This window comes from Streptomyces sp. CB02400 (assembly GCF_001905725.1).
Lineage (GTDB): Bacteria > Actinomycetota > Actinomycetes > Streptomycetales > Streptomycetaceae > Streptomyces > Streptomyces atrovirens.
Map to the genome: position 1 here is coordinate 164,742 of NZ_LIWB01000010.1, position 15,123 is coordinate 179,864.

The following is a 15,123-nucleotide window of genomic DNA, read 5'->3' on the forward strand; positions in this document are numbered from 1 at the left end:
GTGGGGGCGGCCGGGCAATGCCTGTGGACAACTCATTGCCCCAGGCAGGCATGTCGTATCGTCGACTCGTGCCCGTCGACGAGCCCCGCCGGCGGCGCCGAGTGGGAGGAGTCCTTCGTGACGCAGCAGGTGCCGTCGACCGAACCCGAGCTGGCCGGAGTACGCAACTTCCGCGACGTGGGCGGACTGCCGACCGTCGACGGCAGGCGGGTGCGGCACGGTGTGCTGTTCCGCAGCGGTCATCTCGCCCACGCGACCGCGGAGGACACCGTCTTCCTGTCCTCGCTCGGACTGCACACGGTCTTCGACTTCCGCAACGCGGCCGACCAGAAGCTGGAAGGGCCGGACGTCACGCTGCCGGGCGTGCGCAATGTGAACCTGCCGCTCAGCGACCCGGCCGACGGCGCCGAGTTCTGGAAGATGGTCCGCGACGGCGATCTGGAGCAGCTTCGCTCGATCCTCGCGGACGGCAAGGGCGCGGACCGGATGATCAGCTCCTACCGGCTGATCATCAAGGAGCGCACCGCCGAGCACTCCCGGGTGCTGCGCTCGCTCGCCGAGGACAGCGTTCCCGCGCTGATGCACTGCGCGGCCGGCAAGGACCGCGCGGGGCTGTCGGTGGCGGTGACGCTGCTCGCGGTGGGCGTCGAACGCGACGCGATCGTCGACGACTACCTGAAGTCCAACGCCAAGCACCGCCGCTACAAGGTGCAGCGCAGCGGCAGCTCCGCCTCGGCCTACTCCCCCGAGGTCATGGAGCTGCTCAGCCCGCTGTTCGACGCGCGCGCGGAGTATCTGTCGGCGGCCTTCGAGACCGTCGAGGAGACCTGGGGCGGTGTGGACCCGTATCTGGAGCAGGCGCTCGGGCTCACCCCCGAGGCCCGGGAGCGGCTGCGTGAGCGCCTGCTCGACTGAGGCGGGCGCTACTTCTTCGGAGCCATCTCGAAGAGGAAGTAGATGAAGGCCGCGAAGAGGTGTCCCACCACCACGTAGACGAACAGCCGCACCCACAGGGCCCGGGGGAGCTTCTCTTCCATGTCTTTGCCGGTCATGTCGCTTCTCCGTGGATCGGGCCCAGGCACAGCGCGGCCGTGGGACTCTGCAGCAGGGTGTGGACGAACAGCAGCTCGACCCCGTCGGGGTCGGCGGCGGCGATGCGGTGCGGGGTCAGCGAGTCGAAGTGCGCGCTGTCGCCCGGGGCGAGCCGGTGCAGGGTGTCGCCGAGGCGCAGCCGCAGCCGCCCCTTGAGGACGTACAGCCATTCCTCACCGGGGTGGACGCGCACGATGTCGCCCTGGGAGCCGTGCGGCACACGGACCCGCAGGGCCTGCATGCCGCGTCCGGCGGCACCGGCCTGCCAGTACGTCCAGCCGCCCGCCGCCGTGGACTCCATGTCGGCGGCGCGCACCACGGCGTCCCGGTCGGCGGCCGACTCACCGAGCAGCTCGGAGACGGTCGTACCGTAGATGCGGGCGAGGGAGAGCAGCATCGGCAGCGAGGGCTGGCGCTGTCCGGTCTCCAGCCGGGAGAGATGGGCGGGCGACAGACCCGCGTCGCGGGCGGCGGCCTCCAGGGTGAGGGAGGCCCGTCGCCGCAGGGCGCGCAGCTGCGGCGCGACCACGGGGAGCGCGCCGGCCGGTTCGGCCGGCGGCCCGGTCTCGGAGGAGCTCATGCCTCCATTCAGCCCCGGATTTGCCCCACGGGCAATTTTCTTGCCTCAGAGGCAAACCCGGCGCGGGCACGAGGGTCAGCGGTCGGCCACCGCCTGTTTCACCAGCGTCCTGCCGAACTCCCACACCAGGCCGCCGTCATGCGCGTCGTCCATCACCGCGGTGAAGGCGTCCACGAACCGGTTGACGTCCTCCTCGTCGATGATCAGCGGCGGGATCAGTTTGATCACCTCCAGGTGGTCGCCGGAGACCTGGGTGAGGATGCGGTGCCGTTGCAGCAGCGGGACGACCACCATCTGCGCGAAGAGTCCCTTGCGGGCGGCCTGGAGCACGGTCCAGCGTGAGCGCAGTCTCAGGGACCGGGGCCGGCCGAACTCGATCCCGATCATCAGGCCCCGGCCGCGGACGTCGGCGAGCAGCTCGTACTTCTCGGTGAGTGCGGCCAGCCGGGTCCGCAGCAGTTCGCCGGTGCCGCGGACGCGGGCGACGATCCGCTCGTTCTCCATGACCGACAGCACCGCGAGGCCCGCCGCCATGGCCTGGGCGTTGGCCCCGAAGCTGGCCGAGTGGACCAGCACCCGGTCCATCGACGAGTAGACCTTCCTGAAGATCCAGTCCTTGCCGATCGTGGCACCCACCGGCACGTAGCCGCCGGAGAGCCCCTTGGCCACGCACACCAGGTCCGGTTCGACACCCTCCTCGTGCTGGTAGGCGTAGAAGTCGCCGGTCCGGCCCAGGCCGGTCTGCACCTCGTCGGCGATCAGCAGCGCCTTGTGCCGGTGCAGCAGCTCCTGCGCGGCCCGCAGATAGCCGGGCGGCGCCTCGTGCACGCCCTTGCCCTGGATCGGCTCCACGATCAGGGCGGCCACGTCCCCCCTGCGCAGCTCCCGCTCCAGCGCGTCGAGGTCGCCGAGCGGTACGGCCGTGTCGGGCAGCAGCGGGGCGAAGCCGTCCCGGAAGCCGGACTCGCCGTTGACGGAGAGGGAGCCGGTGGTCAGGCCGTGGAAGGCGTGCTCGCAGTACAGGACGCGCGGTCTGCCGGTCGCGTACCGGGCGAACTTCAGGGCGGTCTCGACCGCCTCCGTGCCGCTGTTGCCGAAGAACACCCGGTCCAGGTGGGGGCTGTGCGCGAGGAGCCTCTCGGCCAGCAGGCCGGGCAGCGGCTGGCAGTCGAAGCGGGTGAGGTCGGCGAGGGAGGCGTCCAGGACGTCGTGCAGCGCCTTGCGGACCACGGGGTGGTGGCGGCCCAGGCCCATCACCCCGAACCCGGCGAGCATGTCCAGGTGGTCGTTGCCGTCGGCGTCCCAGAAGTGGGCGCCCTCGGCACGCTCGTAGACCTTGTCGAAGCCGATGGTGCGCAGCATGCGCGGGAGCTGGTGGTTGAGGTACCGGGTGTGCAGCTCGTAGCGCTCGGCTCCGCGCTCGGCCAGCAGCGCGCCGAGGTCGAACTCCCCGGTCCCCGACGACTCCGCGGTGGTCATGCCTGGGGCTCCTGTGGGTCCGGTGACTGGTGCGCCGGCTCTTCCCCGGCGGTGAGGCTCGCGCTGATCCGTCCGGCGATCTCGACCGGGGTGAGGCCGATGTCGGCGAGCACCTCGCCGCGTTTGGCGTGCGCGAGGAACTGCTCCGGGATGCCGAACCGCCGTACGGGCACGTCGCACCCGGCGTCGCCCAGCGCCAGCGCCACCGCCGAACCGACCCCGGCCGCACGGCTGTTGTCCTCCACGACGGCCACCATACGGTGCCCGGCGGCCAGTCGCGGGAGGGCCGGGTCGACGGGTTTGACCCAGCGGGGGTCGACCACGGTGCATCCGATGCCGCGCGCTTCGAGCAGCTCGGCGGCCTTCAGGCAGACGGGCGCCATCACGCCGACGGCCACCAGCAGCACCTCGGGGCCGGACGCCCGGTGGAGTACGTCCATGCCGCCGACGCGGTCCAGCGCGGGGACCGCCGGGCCCACGGACTCCTTGGGGAACCTGAGCAGGGTGGGCGCGTCGTCGACGGCGACCGCCTCGCGGAGCTGGGCGCGGAGCTGGTCGGCGTCGCGGGGCGCGGCGATGCGCAGCCCGGGGACGACCTGGAGGACGGACATGTCCCACATGCCGTTGTGCGAGGGCCCGTCGACGCCGGTGACGCCGGCCCGGTCCAGGACGAAGGTCACCGGACAGCGGTGCAGCGCCACGTCCATCAGGAGCTGGTCGAAGGCGCGGTTGAGGAAGGTGGCGTAGACGGCGACGACCGGGTGCAGGCCGCCGGTCGCCAGGCCCGCCGCGGACACGGCCGCGTGCTGCTCGGCGATGCCGACGTCCCACACCCGGTCCGGGAACCGCTCGGCGAAGGCGCCGAGGCCGACCGGACGCAGCATGGCGGCGGTGATCGCGACCACGTCCTCGCGTTCCTCGCCGATCCGGACGATCTCCTCGCCGAAGACGGAGGTCCAGGACGGTCCGCCGGACGGGGCCAGCGGCGCGCAGGTGAGCGGGTCCATCACCCCGACGGTGTGGAAGTGGTCCTCCTCGTGGGCGAGGGCGGGTTCGTAGCCGCGGCCCTTCTCGGTGAGGCAGTGGACCAGGACGGGGCCGTGGAAGCGCTTGGCGCGGCGCAGCGCGGACTCCACGGCCTTGATGTCGTGGCCGTCGATGGGGCCGAGGTACTTCAGGCCGAGGTCCTCGAAGAGGCCCTGCGGGGCGAAGGCGTCCTTGAAGCCCTTCTTCGCGCCGTGCAGCGCCTCGTAGACGGTGCGGCCGATCACGGGGGTGCGCTGGAGCACGTCCTTGCCCCAGGCCAGCACGCGTTCGTAGCTGTCGGTGGTGCGCAGGGTCGCGAGGTGGTTGGCGAGTCCGCCGATGGTGGGGGCGTAGGAGCGTTCGTTGTCGTTGACGACGACGATCAGCGGGCGGTCCTTGGCGGCGGCGATGTTGTTGAGCGCCTCCCAGGCCATGCCGCCGGTGAGGGCGCCGTCGCCGATCACCGCGACGACATGGCCCTTCTCGCCCCGCACCTGGCGGGCCTTGGCGAGTCCGTCGGCCCAGCCGAGGGCCGTGGAGGCGTGGCTGTTCTCGATGACGTCGTGCTCGGACTCCTCGCGGGAGGGGTAGCCGGACAGGCCGCCCTTGCCGCGCAGCTTGGAGAAGTCCTGACGGCCGGTCAGGAGCTTGTGGACGTAACTCTGGTGGCCGGTGTCCCACAGGACGCGGTCGACGGGCGACTCGAAGACCCGGTGCAGGGCGACGGTGAGTTCCACCACCCCGAGGTTGGGTCCGAGGTGGCCGCCGGTCCTGGCGACCGCGTGCACCAGGAACTCCCTGATCTCGTGGGACAGTTCGCCGAGTTCCGCCTCGGACAGCGCCTTCAGGTCGCGTGGTTGCCGGATGCTCTCCAGGATCGTCACGCTCGGTCCCCCTTCGGTTCCGTGCTGTTCAGCTCACGGTGACGGCCGGCTCCCCCGTCGCGATGCCGTCCTTCTCCATCTGCTCGGCGATCTTCATCGCCTCCTCGATCAGCGTCTCCACGATCTTCGACTCGGGGACGGTCTTGATGACCTCGCCCTTCACGAAGATCTGCCCCTTGCCGTTGCCGGAGGCGACGCCGAGGTCGGCCTCGCGGGCCTCGCCGGGGCCGTTGACGACGCACCCCATGACGGCTACCCGCAGCGGCACCTCCATGCCCTCCAGGCCCGCGGTCACCTCGTCGGCGAGCTTGTAGACGTCGACCTGGGCGCGTCCGCAGGACGGGCAGGAGACGATCTCCAGCCGCCGTTCCTTCAGCCCCAGCGACTGGAGGATCTGGATGCCGACCTTGACCTCCTCGGCCGGCGGCGCGGACAGCGACACCCGGATCGTGTCGCCGATGCCCTCGCTGAGCAGCGCCCCGAAGGCGACGGCCGACTTGACCGTGCCCTGGAACGCGGGGCCCGCCTCGGTCACGCCGAGGTGCAGCGGGTAGTCGCATCGCTCGGCGAGCAGCCGGTAGGCGTTGATCATCACCACCGGGTCGTTGTGCTTCACGGAGATCTTGATGTCCCGGAAACCGTGCTCCTCGAAGAGGGACGCCTCCCACAGGGCGGACTCGACGAGCGCCTCCGGGGTCGCCCTGCCGTACTTCTGGAGCAGGCGCCGGTCCAGCGACCCGGCGTTGACGCCGATCCGGATGGGGGTGCCGTGGTCCTGGGCGGCCCGTGCGATCTCCTTCACCCGGTCGTCGAACTGCTTGATGTTGCCCGGGTTCACGCGTACGGCGGCACAGCCGGCCTCGATGGCCGCGAAGACGTACTTGGGCTGGAAGTGGATGTCCGCGATCACCGGGATCTGCGACTTGCGGGCGATGGTGGCGAGCGCGTCCGCGTCGTCCTGCGTGGGGCAGGCGACCCGGACGATCTGGCAGCCGGACGCGGTGAGTTCGGCGATCTGCTGCAACGTGGCGCCGATGTCGGACGTGCGCGTGGTCGTCATCGACTGCACGGACACGGGGGCGCCGCCGCCGACCGCCACCGGTCCCACCTGGATCCGCCGCGAGGCGCGCCGTACGGCGAGCGGCGGCAGCGGTACCTCGGGCATCCCGAGGGAGACAGCGGTCACGGCCTCACTCCCTGTTCCCGGAGACCGTCTCGCGCATGGCGCGCAGCGACTCCTTCAGGGACCCCATGGTGGCGAGGACGGCGGTGGGCTCGTAGCCGCAGTGCGCCATGCAGTTGGCGCAGCGCGGGTCCTTGCCGCGGCCGTACCGGTCCCAGTCGGTGTCCTCGATCAGTTCCCGGTACGTCGGCACATAGCCGTCGCTCATCAGGTAGCAGGGGCGCTGCCAGCCGAAGAGGGAGTAGTTGGGGATCGCCCACGCGGTGCACGGGAAGTCGACCTTGCCCTCGAGGAAGTCCAGGAACAGCGGGGAGTGGTTCAGCCGCCAGCGGCGCCGGTTGCCGCCCGCGAAGGCCTTCTTGAACAGCTCCCGGGTCTGCTCCACGCCCAGGAAGTGCTCCTGGTCGGGGGCCTTCTCGTAGGCGTAGGCGGGCGAGATCATCATCTCGTCGACCCCCAGGTCGTCGTTGAGGTAGTTGAGGACCTCGACGATGGTCTGCGGGGTGTCGGTGTTGAAGAAGGTCGAGTTGGTGGTGACCCGGAAGCCGCGCCGCTTGGCCTCCTTGATGGCCGCCACGGCCTCGTCGAACACGCCCTCCTTCGCCACCGACTCGTCGTGACGCTCGCGCAGCCCGTCGATGTGCACGGCGAACGCGAAGTAGGACGAAGGAGTGAACTTGTCCATCTTCTTGCGCAGCAGCATGGCGTTGGTGCACAGGAAGACGTATTTGCGCCTGGCCACCAACTGGCGCACGATCTCGTCGATCTGCGGGTGCATCAGGGGTTCGCCGCCGGCGATCGACACCATGGGCGCCCCGGACTCCAGTACCGCGCCGACGGCCTGGGCGACGGGCATCCGCTGCTTGAGCACCCCGGCCGGGTGCTGGATCTTGCCGCACCCCTCGCACTTGAGATTGCAGGCGAAGAGCGGTTCCAGTTCGACGATCAGCGGGAACTTGTCCCGCCTGCGGAGCTTCTGTTCGGCCAAGTATGTAGCGACCTTGATGGACTGACGCAGCGGCATGGCCATCTGGCTCACCTCCTGGGGAGCAGCAAGGAACGGTGCCATTCTTGGAAAGCCGGGAGTACGGACCGAAGAACGCGGAAAGCCGATATTCCACCGCGCACCGTGCCGATCCGGACGAGTTCGTGTTCAGGAGCGTCCACGACCACCCGGACGGCCGCAACCGGGCGCTCGCCCACCCGGACGGCGCTCAGAAGCGTGGCGGCGGATTCCATGTCGACCGCGATCGCGCCGGTCGCGAGCAGACCGGACCGTTCGTGCCCGCGGACGACGTGGTCGGAGCCGGTGAGCGGACCGGTGTGGACGGTGCACCCGGGCACCGCGCGCCCCAGCTCCTTCACCAGCAGTTCGGTCCCCACGCACGGGACGCTGCCGCGCGGGTCCCGGGTCTCCTCGGCGACGACCAGGTCACCGGGGTGCATCCCGGGGGCGAGTCCGGCGCAGAAGCCCGTGGCGAGGACGGCCGCCCGGTTCAGCTCCGGGCCGGCGAGCATCCGGGTGACGGAGCGTTCGGCCGCCGCCGGCCCCATGCCCGTACGCAGGACGGTGACCGGCCCGCCCGAAGTGCTCCACTCGTCCCGTGCGGCTCCGGGGCGCTGAAAGCCGGTGGCGAGAGCCCGCCCGTGCTCAGCCCTTCCTTCGTCGGGGCCTCCGCCCGCGCGGGCTCTCGTCACCGGCGCGCCCCTCCGCCACACGCCCCGCTCCCGCCTGCGCAGGGCGAACTGCTCGATGCCGAGCGCGCAGGCGATCAGCAGCGGGGCCGGGGCGGGCTGGGGGCTCATCAGCTTCCCTTCGCCTCGGCGAGCGGCTGTCCGGGCCCGGCCCCGGTCTTCGCCGCGACCGGTTTCCCGGTGAACGGCTCCCCGTGCACGTACCGGCCGAGCGCGGTGAGCGGGAAGACCTGCCGGTAGAGGTGGTAGTTGATGGAGAAGTCCCAGGGGAAGCCGGTGCCGGTGAAGTACGGCTCGTCCCAGGAGCCGTCCTCGCGCTGGGTGGACACCAGCCACTCGACACCGCGTTCGACGGCCTTGGACTCCCGCTCCCCCGCCGCGAGCAGCGCCATCAGCGCCCAGGCGGTCTGCGAGGCGGTGGAGGCGCCACGGCCGCTCCACTCCCGGACGTACCGGTAGGAGCGCAGATCCTCGCCCCAGCCGCCGTCGTCGTTCTGCACCTTCTCCAGCCAGGCCACCGCCCGCCGGATCGCCGGGTGCGAGCCGGGGAACCCGGCCGCGGTCAGCGCGGGGACCACGGAGCCGGTGCCGTAGAGGTAGTTGACGCCCCAGCGGCCGAACCAGGAGCCGTCGGGCTCCTGTTCGGCGAGCAGCCACTGGATGCCTCGCCGGGTGCGCGGGTCGTGGGCGAGGCCCTCGACGGCGAGCATCTCCACGACGTGCGCGGTGACGTCGGCCGACGGCGGGTCGATGACCTCGCCGAAGTCGCAGAACGGCAGCCGGTTGGGGAACGGGCTGGTGTTGTCGACGTCGAACGCGCCCCAGGCGCCGTTCCGCGACTGCATGCCGAGGTTCCAGCGCACCCCGCGCCCGATCGCGTTGTCCATCCGCTCGGGGTCGTGGTGCTTGACCCGGCGCAGCGCGAGGACCACCTCGGCGGTGTCGTCGATGTCGGGGTAGTTGTCGTTGTGGAACTCGAACGCCCAGCCGCCGGGCGGCAGATGGGGTCGGCGCACGGACCAGTCGCCGGGCCGCACGATCTGCTCGCCGAGCATCCAGTCGGCGGCCTTGACCAGTTGCGGATGGTCGGCGGGCAGGCCCGCGTCGGCCAGCGCGATGGTGGCGAGGCAGGTGTCCCACACCGGGGACTGGCAGGCCTCGATCATCCGGGCCCCGTCCTCGCGCCACACGGCGAACCGGTCCAGCGACTCCAGGCCCGCGCGCATCACCGGGTGGTTCAGGTCGTATCCGAGCAGGTGCAGCGCGATGACCGAGTACACCGCCGGGGGCTGGATGCCGCCCCAGCAGCCGTCGTTCTCCTGCCGTTCGATGATCCAGCGGGCGGCGGTGTTCACGGCCGCCCCGCGCAGCCGGCGCGGGACGGCTCCGCGCAGCGTGTGCAGGACCTTGTCCAGCCGCTGGAAGGCGCCGTCCCAGCTTCTCGCCGGGGCGAGCGGCCGGGGAGGGTTGGGGCGGTGCGGGTCGGTGTGCAGTTCGTCCAGCGGGAACGGGGCGGGGCGCACCGGCCGTTTGGCGGAGACGATCGTCAGCGGCACGATGGTCTGCCGGGCCCAGCAGCCGAAGTCGTAGATGTTGAGCGGCACCCAGGACGGGAACCAGATCAGCTCGGGCGGGAGTTCGGGCAGGTCCTCCCACTTCCACCAGCCGAACAGGGCCAGCCAGATCCGGGTGAAGACGCGGGAGGCGGCGATGCCGCCCCGCTCGCGGATCCAGGCGGAGGCCTTCGCCATGTGCGGGGCGTCGGGCGGATCGCCGGCCAGCCGCAGTGCGACGTACGCCTCGATGGTGGCGGAGAGGTCGCCGGGTCCGCCGTGGAAGGTGGCCCAGGTGCCGTCCTCGCGCTGCTCGCCGCGGACGAACAGGGCGGCGGCGCGGGTGGTGTCCTCGTCCCGGATGCCGAGGAACTGACGCAGCAGCAGGTCCTCGGCGTCCATCGTGACGTTGGTCTCGAGGTCGCCCTTCCACCAGCCCTGGTCGTCCTGCCGGGACAGCAGGAAGTCGGTGGCGCGCCGCATGGCGCGGGCGGCCCTGTCGGGAACCCCGGCCGCCTCGGGGATGTCGGTGTCGTTTTCGCTGGCCGCGGCCACCGCGGGCGGCAGGGCCGCCCCGGTGCTTCCGTCGGTCGTCGCTGTCATGGCTTCCCCTTCGTGCAGTCCTGCGAGTGGTGTCTGCTGTGGGTCCGCCGTCGGCCGGTGCCGTTCTCCCCTGGTCACCGGCCGGCGACTACGCGAGGGCTATTCGACCGATAGTGATCATCTCTTTCGTACGACGACGAAGTCCGCGAGCGCCGTGAACTGCTCCCGCACCGGGTCGGGCATGTCCACGGCGTGCAGGGCCTCGATGGCGACGGTGTGCTGACGGCGTGCCTCTCCGGCGGTCCAGTCGCGGCCGCCGGCCTCCTCGATGAGGGCGGCACGGGCCGCGAACTCCTCCTCGGAGAAGTTCGCGAAGTCGCTGCTCTTGGCGTCGGCGGCGAGGATCTCGCCGAGCCGCTCGGAGGCGGGGCCGTCCGCCGCGAGCGCGGCCACGACCGGGAGGGACTTCTTCCGCTGGCGCAGGTCGCTCCAGGTCTGCTTGCCGGTGGCCTCCGGGTCGCCCCAAATGCCGAGGAGGTCGTCGACGGCCTGGAAGGCGAGGCCCAGGTGGTAGCCGTACCTCTCCAGCGCGTCGGCGGTGCGGTCGTCCGCGCCGCCGAGCACCGCGCCGATGGAGCTGGCGCAGGCGAGCAGGGCGCCGGTCTTGTTGCCCTCCATCTCCAGGCACTCCTCGACGCTGACGCGGTCGCGGTGCTCGTAGGAGATGTCCTGGGCCTGGCCGTCGATGAGCGAACGGCTGGCGGTGGTCAGCCGGCGGGTGGCGCGGCCCGCCTCGACGGTTCCGAGTTCCAGCAGCACCTCGTTGGCCAGGGCGAACAGGGCGTCGCCGACCAGGATGGCCTGGGCGGGGCCGTGCACCTTCCAGACGGTGTCGCGGTGCCGGCGCTGTTCGTCGCCGTCCATCAGGTCGTCGTGCAGGAGCGAGAAGTTGTGGACCAGTTCGACGGCGACCGCGCCGGGGACGCCGGTCTCCGGAGCGGCCCCGGTGACCTCGGCGGACAGCACGGCGAGGGCGGGGCGCACGGCCTTGCCGCCGTCGCCGTCCGCGGGCCGGCCGTGGGCGTCGATCCAGCCGAAGTGGTAGGCGGCGACCGTGTCCATGGGAGGTGCCAGGCGGTCGACGGCCGCCCGCAGTACCGGCGTGGCCAGGGTCCGCCCGCGCTCCAGGAGCGCGGACACGTCCACCGCGGTCCTTCGAGCGGCCTGCGAGGCCGGGGGCACAGGGGGCACAGTCTCTCCTCTTGTTGCGGTACCGGGGGTGCGGGGACCTGCCGCGCCGCGTTCGTCAACCTTCACCGGGCCCACCTCGCAGTGCGACACCGGTGTCCTCCGGATGGTGGCCGGGGGTCCGGGGGGTGTCCCCCGGGAAGGTGGAGTACGCCGCCTCCTCCAGTGCGAAGAGGTGGCGGGGGCGGGGCCGGCCGAGGGCGCTCAGCGCGGCGTCCGCCGCGCCGACGCCGCTGCGGACCGCACCCTCCATGGTCGCGGGCCACCCGGTGGCGGTCCACGCTCCGGCCAGGTACAGGCCGGGGGCCTTGGTGCGGGCGCCGGGCCTGAGGCGTCCGACGCCGGGGGCGGGAGCGAACGTGGCGGTGCGCTCCCGGGTGACGAAGAAGTCCTCGACCCGGGCGTCGCGGGTACGCGGCAGCAGCCGCTCCAGTTCGGGCAGGTACCGCTCGCGCAGCACGGCGACCGGCTCGTCGATGTCGTCCTGGGCGACCGACTGGGACAGCGCGAGGTACTGGCCGCGCTTCAGCCCGGACGCGTCGGTGCGGTCGAAGACCCACTGCACGGGGGTGCCGAGGGCGGCGAAGAAGGGCCGGGCGAGCACCTTGCGGTCGTAGACGACGTGCACGTTGAGGATCGGCGCGGTGCCGAGGGCGAGCAGCCGTTCGGGGGCGTCGAGCGCGCCCGCGGGCAGCAGGTCGTACGCCTCGCGCTGCGGTACGGCGAGGACGACCGCGTCGGCGTGGATCGTCTCACCGGGAACCTGGACGCTCCATGCCCCGTTCCCGTTCACGGAGACGGAGGTGACCCGTGTACGGACCTCGGTACGCACGCCCGCGGAGTCGAGCGCCTTGCGGGCGAGCCGGTCGTGCAGTTCGCCCAGCGGCACCCGGGCCCAGCCGATGTCGGCCGCCGAAGGGTCGGACAGCAGACCGGTCTTGAACACCATCGCGGCGAGCGACAGGGACGTGTCGCCCGCGACCGCGTTGAGGGTGGCGACCCCGACCAGGTCCCACAGGGCCTCGACGGCGCGCGCCGACTGGCCGTGCGCGGCCAGCCAGCTGCCGAAGTCCTGGGTGTCCAGGGCCGGATCGGCGAGGTCGAGCCCCTTCAGCGCGAGCGCGGCCCGGCCCGCCCTGGCCCGGTCGGCGAGCGAGAGGTGCGGATACGTGGCGAGGCTGCGCCCCAGGTGCAGGGGTACGGGCAGCGCGTCGCGGCGCAGTCTGCCGAGCCGCCGCCCCTCGGGACGGTCGACGTCGAGGACGGGCACGTCGAGGCGGTCCTGCAGCGGTGCCAGCGCCGCTGCGTCGATCCGGTCGAGGAACCAGCGGTAGGCGGTGCAGCAGCGCAGGTACACGTGCTGGCCGTTGTCGACGGTCAGGTCGCCGCGCCGGAAGGAGAAGGCGAGCCCGCCCAGGCGCGGCCGGCTTTCGAGCAGGGTGACGCCCACCCCGGCGTCGGCGAGCGCCAGCGCGGCGGTGACGCCGGCGAGCCCGCCGCCGACGACGACGGCGTGCCGTCCCGCCGGAACGGGGCCGTCCGTGAGCGGTCCCGCGGAGCGTGTGCCGTGGCTCATGCGCCCTCCCCTGTCCGGCCGGTGCGCTGCTCGAACGGTGCGGGACCGGCCGTCTCAGTCTGGGACGCGGCGTCGCGGCGGAGGGTTGCCCGCCGTTTTCCGCCGGGGTGCGGGGTGTCCATCAGGCACGCCTCCTGACGGTGCGCCGGGTCACGTGCCGGGTGTCCAGGCCGGACAGGCCGCGCACCGCGACGTACGCCTTCTCGCGTCCGGGCAGGGAGACCCGGCCGCGCAGCACCGCCCCGGGGTCGCGCTCGATGCGGTCCAGGAGCCGGCGGTAGATGCCGGCCATGGCGGCGACACAGGCGCCGCTGCGCCGGTCGAGCAGGGGGAGCAGCCGGTAGCCCTCGGCGAAGAGGGCGCGGGCCCTGCGCACCTCGAAGTGGACCAGACCCGCGAAGTCGGAGCCCTCCGGTGGCGTGGGCCCGTCGAACCCGGCCGAGCAGCCGAACTTGGCGAGGTCGTCGGCGGGCAGGTAGGTGCGCCCGCCCTCGGCGTCCTCGCGGACGTCGCGGAGGATGTTGGTGAGCTGGAGGGCGAGGCCGAGGGTGTCGGCGTACTCGGGTGCGCGTTCGGCGCCGCGCGCGCCCGGTTCGGTGCCGAACACGCCGAGCGAGAGCCGTCCGATGGCGCCGGCGACGCAGCGGCAGTAGACCTTGAGGTCGTCCCAGGTCTCGTAGGTCTCGCCGCGCGTGTCCATCTGGACGCCGTCGATGAGTTCGTCCAGGCCGCCGAGCGGGATCGGGAAGTGCTCGGCGGCGTGGGCGAGGGCGACCGCGACCGGGTCGGTGTCGTCCTCGTCGACCGCGCCGTCGCGGATCCGGGTGAGCAGCGCCCTCGTGTCCTCCAGCCGGGCGACCTTGACGTCGTTCGCCAGCGTGCCGTCTCCGATGTCGTCGACGCGCCGGGAGAACGCGTACAGCGCCGACATCGCGCGCCGCTTGGGCGTCGGCAGCAGCCGGATGCCGTAGGCGAAGTTGCGTGCCTGCTGTCCGGTGACGGCCTCGCAGTAGCTGTAGGCGGCGAGTACCGGTGCGGACGCGGGTGGTTGCGACTCCACGGTCCGGATCACCCCTTTCCTCGCAGAGTCACGCCCGCCTCGCGCAGCAACTGGACCTTGCCGGGCTTGGGCGGGCCGGGAAGTACGTCGTATTCGGCGGCGGCGATCGCGTGGAGGGCCGCCCTTCCTCCCGCCACGAACCCCGCGAGCAGCAGTCTGAGTCTGCCGTGGACGCTACCCACGAGGGGGGAGCCTTCATTCAGCAGCCCGAGGGCGCGTTCCGCCTGGTACGCGACCAGTGCGCGCACCGATGCGCCGGCGGTGGGTGCGGCGAGGTCCGCCTCCTGGACGTGGAAACGTTTCATGTCCGTGGCGGGCAGGTAGATGCGGTCGCGGCCGAGGTCCTCGGCGACGTCCTGGAGGTGTTCGACGATCTGGAGGGCGGTGCAGATGTCGTCGGAGCGGCGGACGCGCTCGGGCGTCGAGGTGCCGGTGACGGCGAGGACGAGGCGGCCGACGGGGTTGGCCGACAGTTCGCAGTAGGCGAGCAGGTCGTCGTAGGTCTCGTACCGCTTGACGAGCTGGTCCTGGCGGTTGGCGGCGATCAGGCCGAGGAAGGGCTCGGGGGTCAGCACGTGGCGGCGGACCGTCGGTCGGAGCCGGCGCAGCAGCGGATGGCCCGGCTCGGGGCCCGCCGGGTCGAACACCCGGCGCAGGTCCGCCTCGAAGGCGTCCAGCAGCACCAGCCGGTCTCCGGCGTCCTCCTCCGGCACCCCGAGGAGGCGGGCGTCGGTGCCGCCGGGGGCCAGGTCGCCGTCGCCGATGTCGTCGACCAGACGGGCGAACCCGTACACCGCCATGAGGTCGTCGCGCCAGGGCCGGGGCAGGAAGAAGGGGGCCACGGGGAAGTTCTCGGCGGCGGCCTTGTCGAGGGTGGCGCGCTCGGGGTCGACGGCACGCGCCGCGGGCACGGGCGTCATCGCGGACTGCCATGGGCGGGGACGGCACACGCTGCGTTCAGCCGGGGAGTCTCCGTAGCCATTGCCGTCACATCTCCCGTTCTACACTGCTGACCCAATGCATACTATTTCGGACACGCCGCCGAGGCTTTCGCCATGCGGCACCGTCGGATGGTGTCGGGCATTATGGCCCTGATTGCCGCCTTTCGGGACCGGTACAGCTTACGTTGTGCAACGTGGCCCGTAACGACGGGGGTCTCCGCGCAACACGACAACACACCGATCGGCGTCAAGATTCCACCGGG

The 15,123-nt window shown here is 72.0% G+C and carries 14 protein-coding genes; 1 reads left to right on the forward strand and 13 read right to left on the reverse strand.

Annotation, left to right across the window (positions count from 1 at the left end):
- Nucleotides 1-117: 117 nt before the first annotated feature.
- Complete coding sequence (locus tag AMK33_RS23965; RefSeq protein WP_073935003.1) at nt 118-915, forward strand: tyrosine-protein phosphatase; 798 nt, start codon at nt 118-120, stop codon at nt 913-915.
- Between the two features lie 8 nt (nt 916-923).
- On the opposite strand, the gene AMK33_RS23970 is transcribed toward AMK33_RS23965, so the two are convergent.
- The 13 genes from AMK33_RS23970 to hpnC form a co-directional block, all read right to left on the reverse strand.
- Nucleotides 924-1,052: a DUF6126 family protein gene (locus AMK33_RS23970; RefSeq protein WP_073935004.1), complete on the reverse strand. Its 129-nt coding sequence runs from the start codon at nt 1,050-1,052 to the stop codon at nt 924-926.
- Entirely contained in the window at nt 1,049-1,672 is a 624-nt protein-coding gene (locus AMK33_RS23975) for a helix-turn-helix domain-containing protein (RefSeq protein WP_073935005.1), read from the reverse strand. The genes AMK33_RS23970 and AMK33_RS23975 overlap by 4 nt, the downstream gene beginning before the upstream one ends.
- A 75-nt stretch (nt 1,673-1,747) precedes the next feature.
- Complete coding sequence (locus AMK33_RS23980) at nt 1,748-3,151, reverse strand: aspartate aminotransferase family protein (protein WP_073935006.1); 1,404 nt, start codon at nt 3,149-3,151, stop codon at nt 1,748-1,750.
- Entirely contained in the window at nt 3,148-5,061 is a 1,914-nt protein-coding gene (gene dxs, locus AMK33_RS23985) for a 1-deoxy-D-xylulose-5-phosphate synthase (protein WP_073935007.1), read from the reverse strand. The genes AMK33_RS23980 and dxs overlap by 4 nt, the downstream gene beginning before the upstream one ends.
- A 28-nt stretch (nt 5,062-5,089) precedes the next feature.
- Nucleotides 5,090-6,247, reverse strand: a complete 1,158-nt coding sequence (gene ispG, locus AMK33_RS23990; protein ID WP_073935008.1) for a flavodoxin-dependent (E)-4-hydroxy-3-methylbut-2-enyl-diphosphate synthase — start codon at nt 6,245-6,247, stop codon at nt 5,090-5,092.
- Nucleotides 6,248-6,251: 4 nt separating this feature from the next.
- Complete coding sequence (gene hpnH, locus AMK33_RS23995; RefSeq protein ID WP_073935009.1) at nt 6,252-7,274, reverse strand: adenosyl-hopene transferase HpnH; 1,023 nt, start codon at nt 7,272-7,274, stop codon at nt 6,252-6,254.
- 5 nt (nt 7,275-7,279) lie between these two features.
- Nucleotides 7,280-8,050 carry a phosphorylase family protein gene (locus tag AMK33_RS24000; protein WP_073935010.1) on the reverse strand — a complete coding sequence of 257 codons (771 nt, stop codon included), beginning with the start codon at nt 8,048-8,050 and terminating at the stop codon, nt 7,280-7,282.
- Nucleotides 8,050-10,095, reverse strand: coding sequence for a squalene--hopene cyclase (shc, locus tag AMK33_RS24005; RefSeq protein ID WP_073935011.1), 2,046 nt, complete (start codon nt 10,093-10,095; stop codon nt 8,050-8,052). The genes AMK33_RS24000 and shc overlap by 1 nt, the downstream gene beginning before the upstream one ends.
- Before the next feature lie 117 nt (nt 10,096-10,212).
- Nucleotides 10,213-11,277 carry a polyprenyl synthetase family protein gene (locus tag AMK33_RS24010; RefSeq protein WP_073935012.1) on the reverse strand — a complete coding sequence of 355 codons (1,065 nt, stop codon included), beginning with the start codon at nt 11,275-11,277 and terminating at the stop codon, nt 10,213-10,215.
- A gap of 64 nt (nt 11,278-11,341) precedes the next feature.
- The gene (gene hpnE / locus AMK33_RS24015; protein ID WP_073935013.1) at nt 11,342-12,859 is read right to left on the reverse strand and encodes a hydroxysqualene dehydroxylase HpnE; all 1,518 of its coding nucleotides are present in this window, start codon (nt 12,857-12,859) and stop codon (nt 11,342-11,344) included.
- Nucleotides 12,856-12,981, reverse strand: a complete 126-nt coding sequence (locus tag AMK33_RS45220; RefSeq protein WP_383462426.1) for a DUF6380 family protein — start codon at nt 12,979-12,981, stop codon at nt 12,856-12,858. The genes hpnE and AMK33_RS45220 overlap by 4 nt, the downstream gene beginning before the upstream one ends.
- A complete protein-coding gene (gene hpnD / locus AMK33_RS24020; RefSeq protein WP_073935014.1) occupies nt 12,981-13,931 on the reverse strand; it encodes a presqualene diphosphate synthase HpnD in 951 nt (316 codons plus the stop codon). The genes AMK33_RS45220 and hpnD overlap by 1 nt, the downstream gene beginning before the upstream one ends.
- Nucleotides 13,928-14,839 carry a squalene synthase HpnC gene (hpnC, locus tag AMK33_RS24025; protein ID WP_073935015.1) on the reverse strand — a complete coding sequence of 304 codons (912 nt, stop codon included), beginning with the start codon at nt 14,837-14,839 and terminating at the stop codon, nt 13,928-13,930. Before hpnC ends, hpnD begins: the two co-directional genes overlap by 4 nt.
- Between the last annotated feature and the right edge of the window lie 284 nt (nt 14,840-15,123).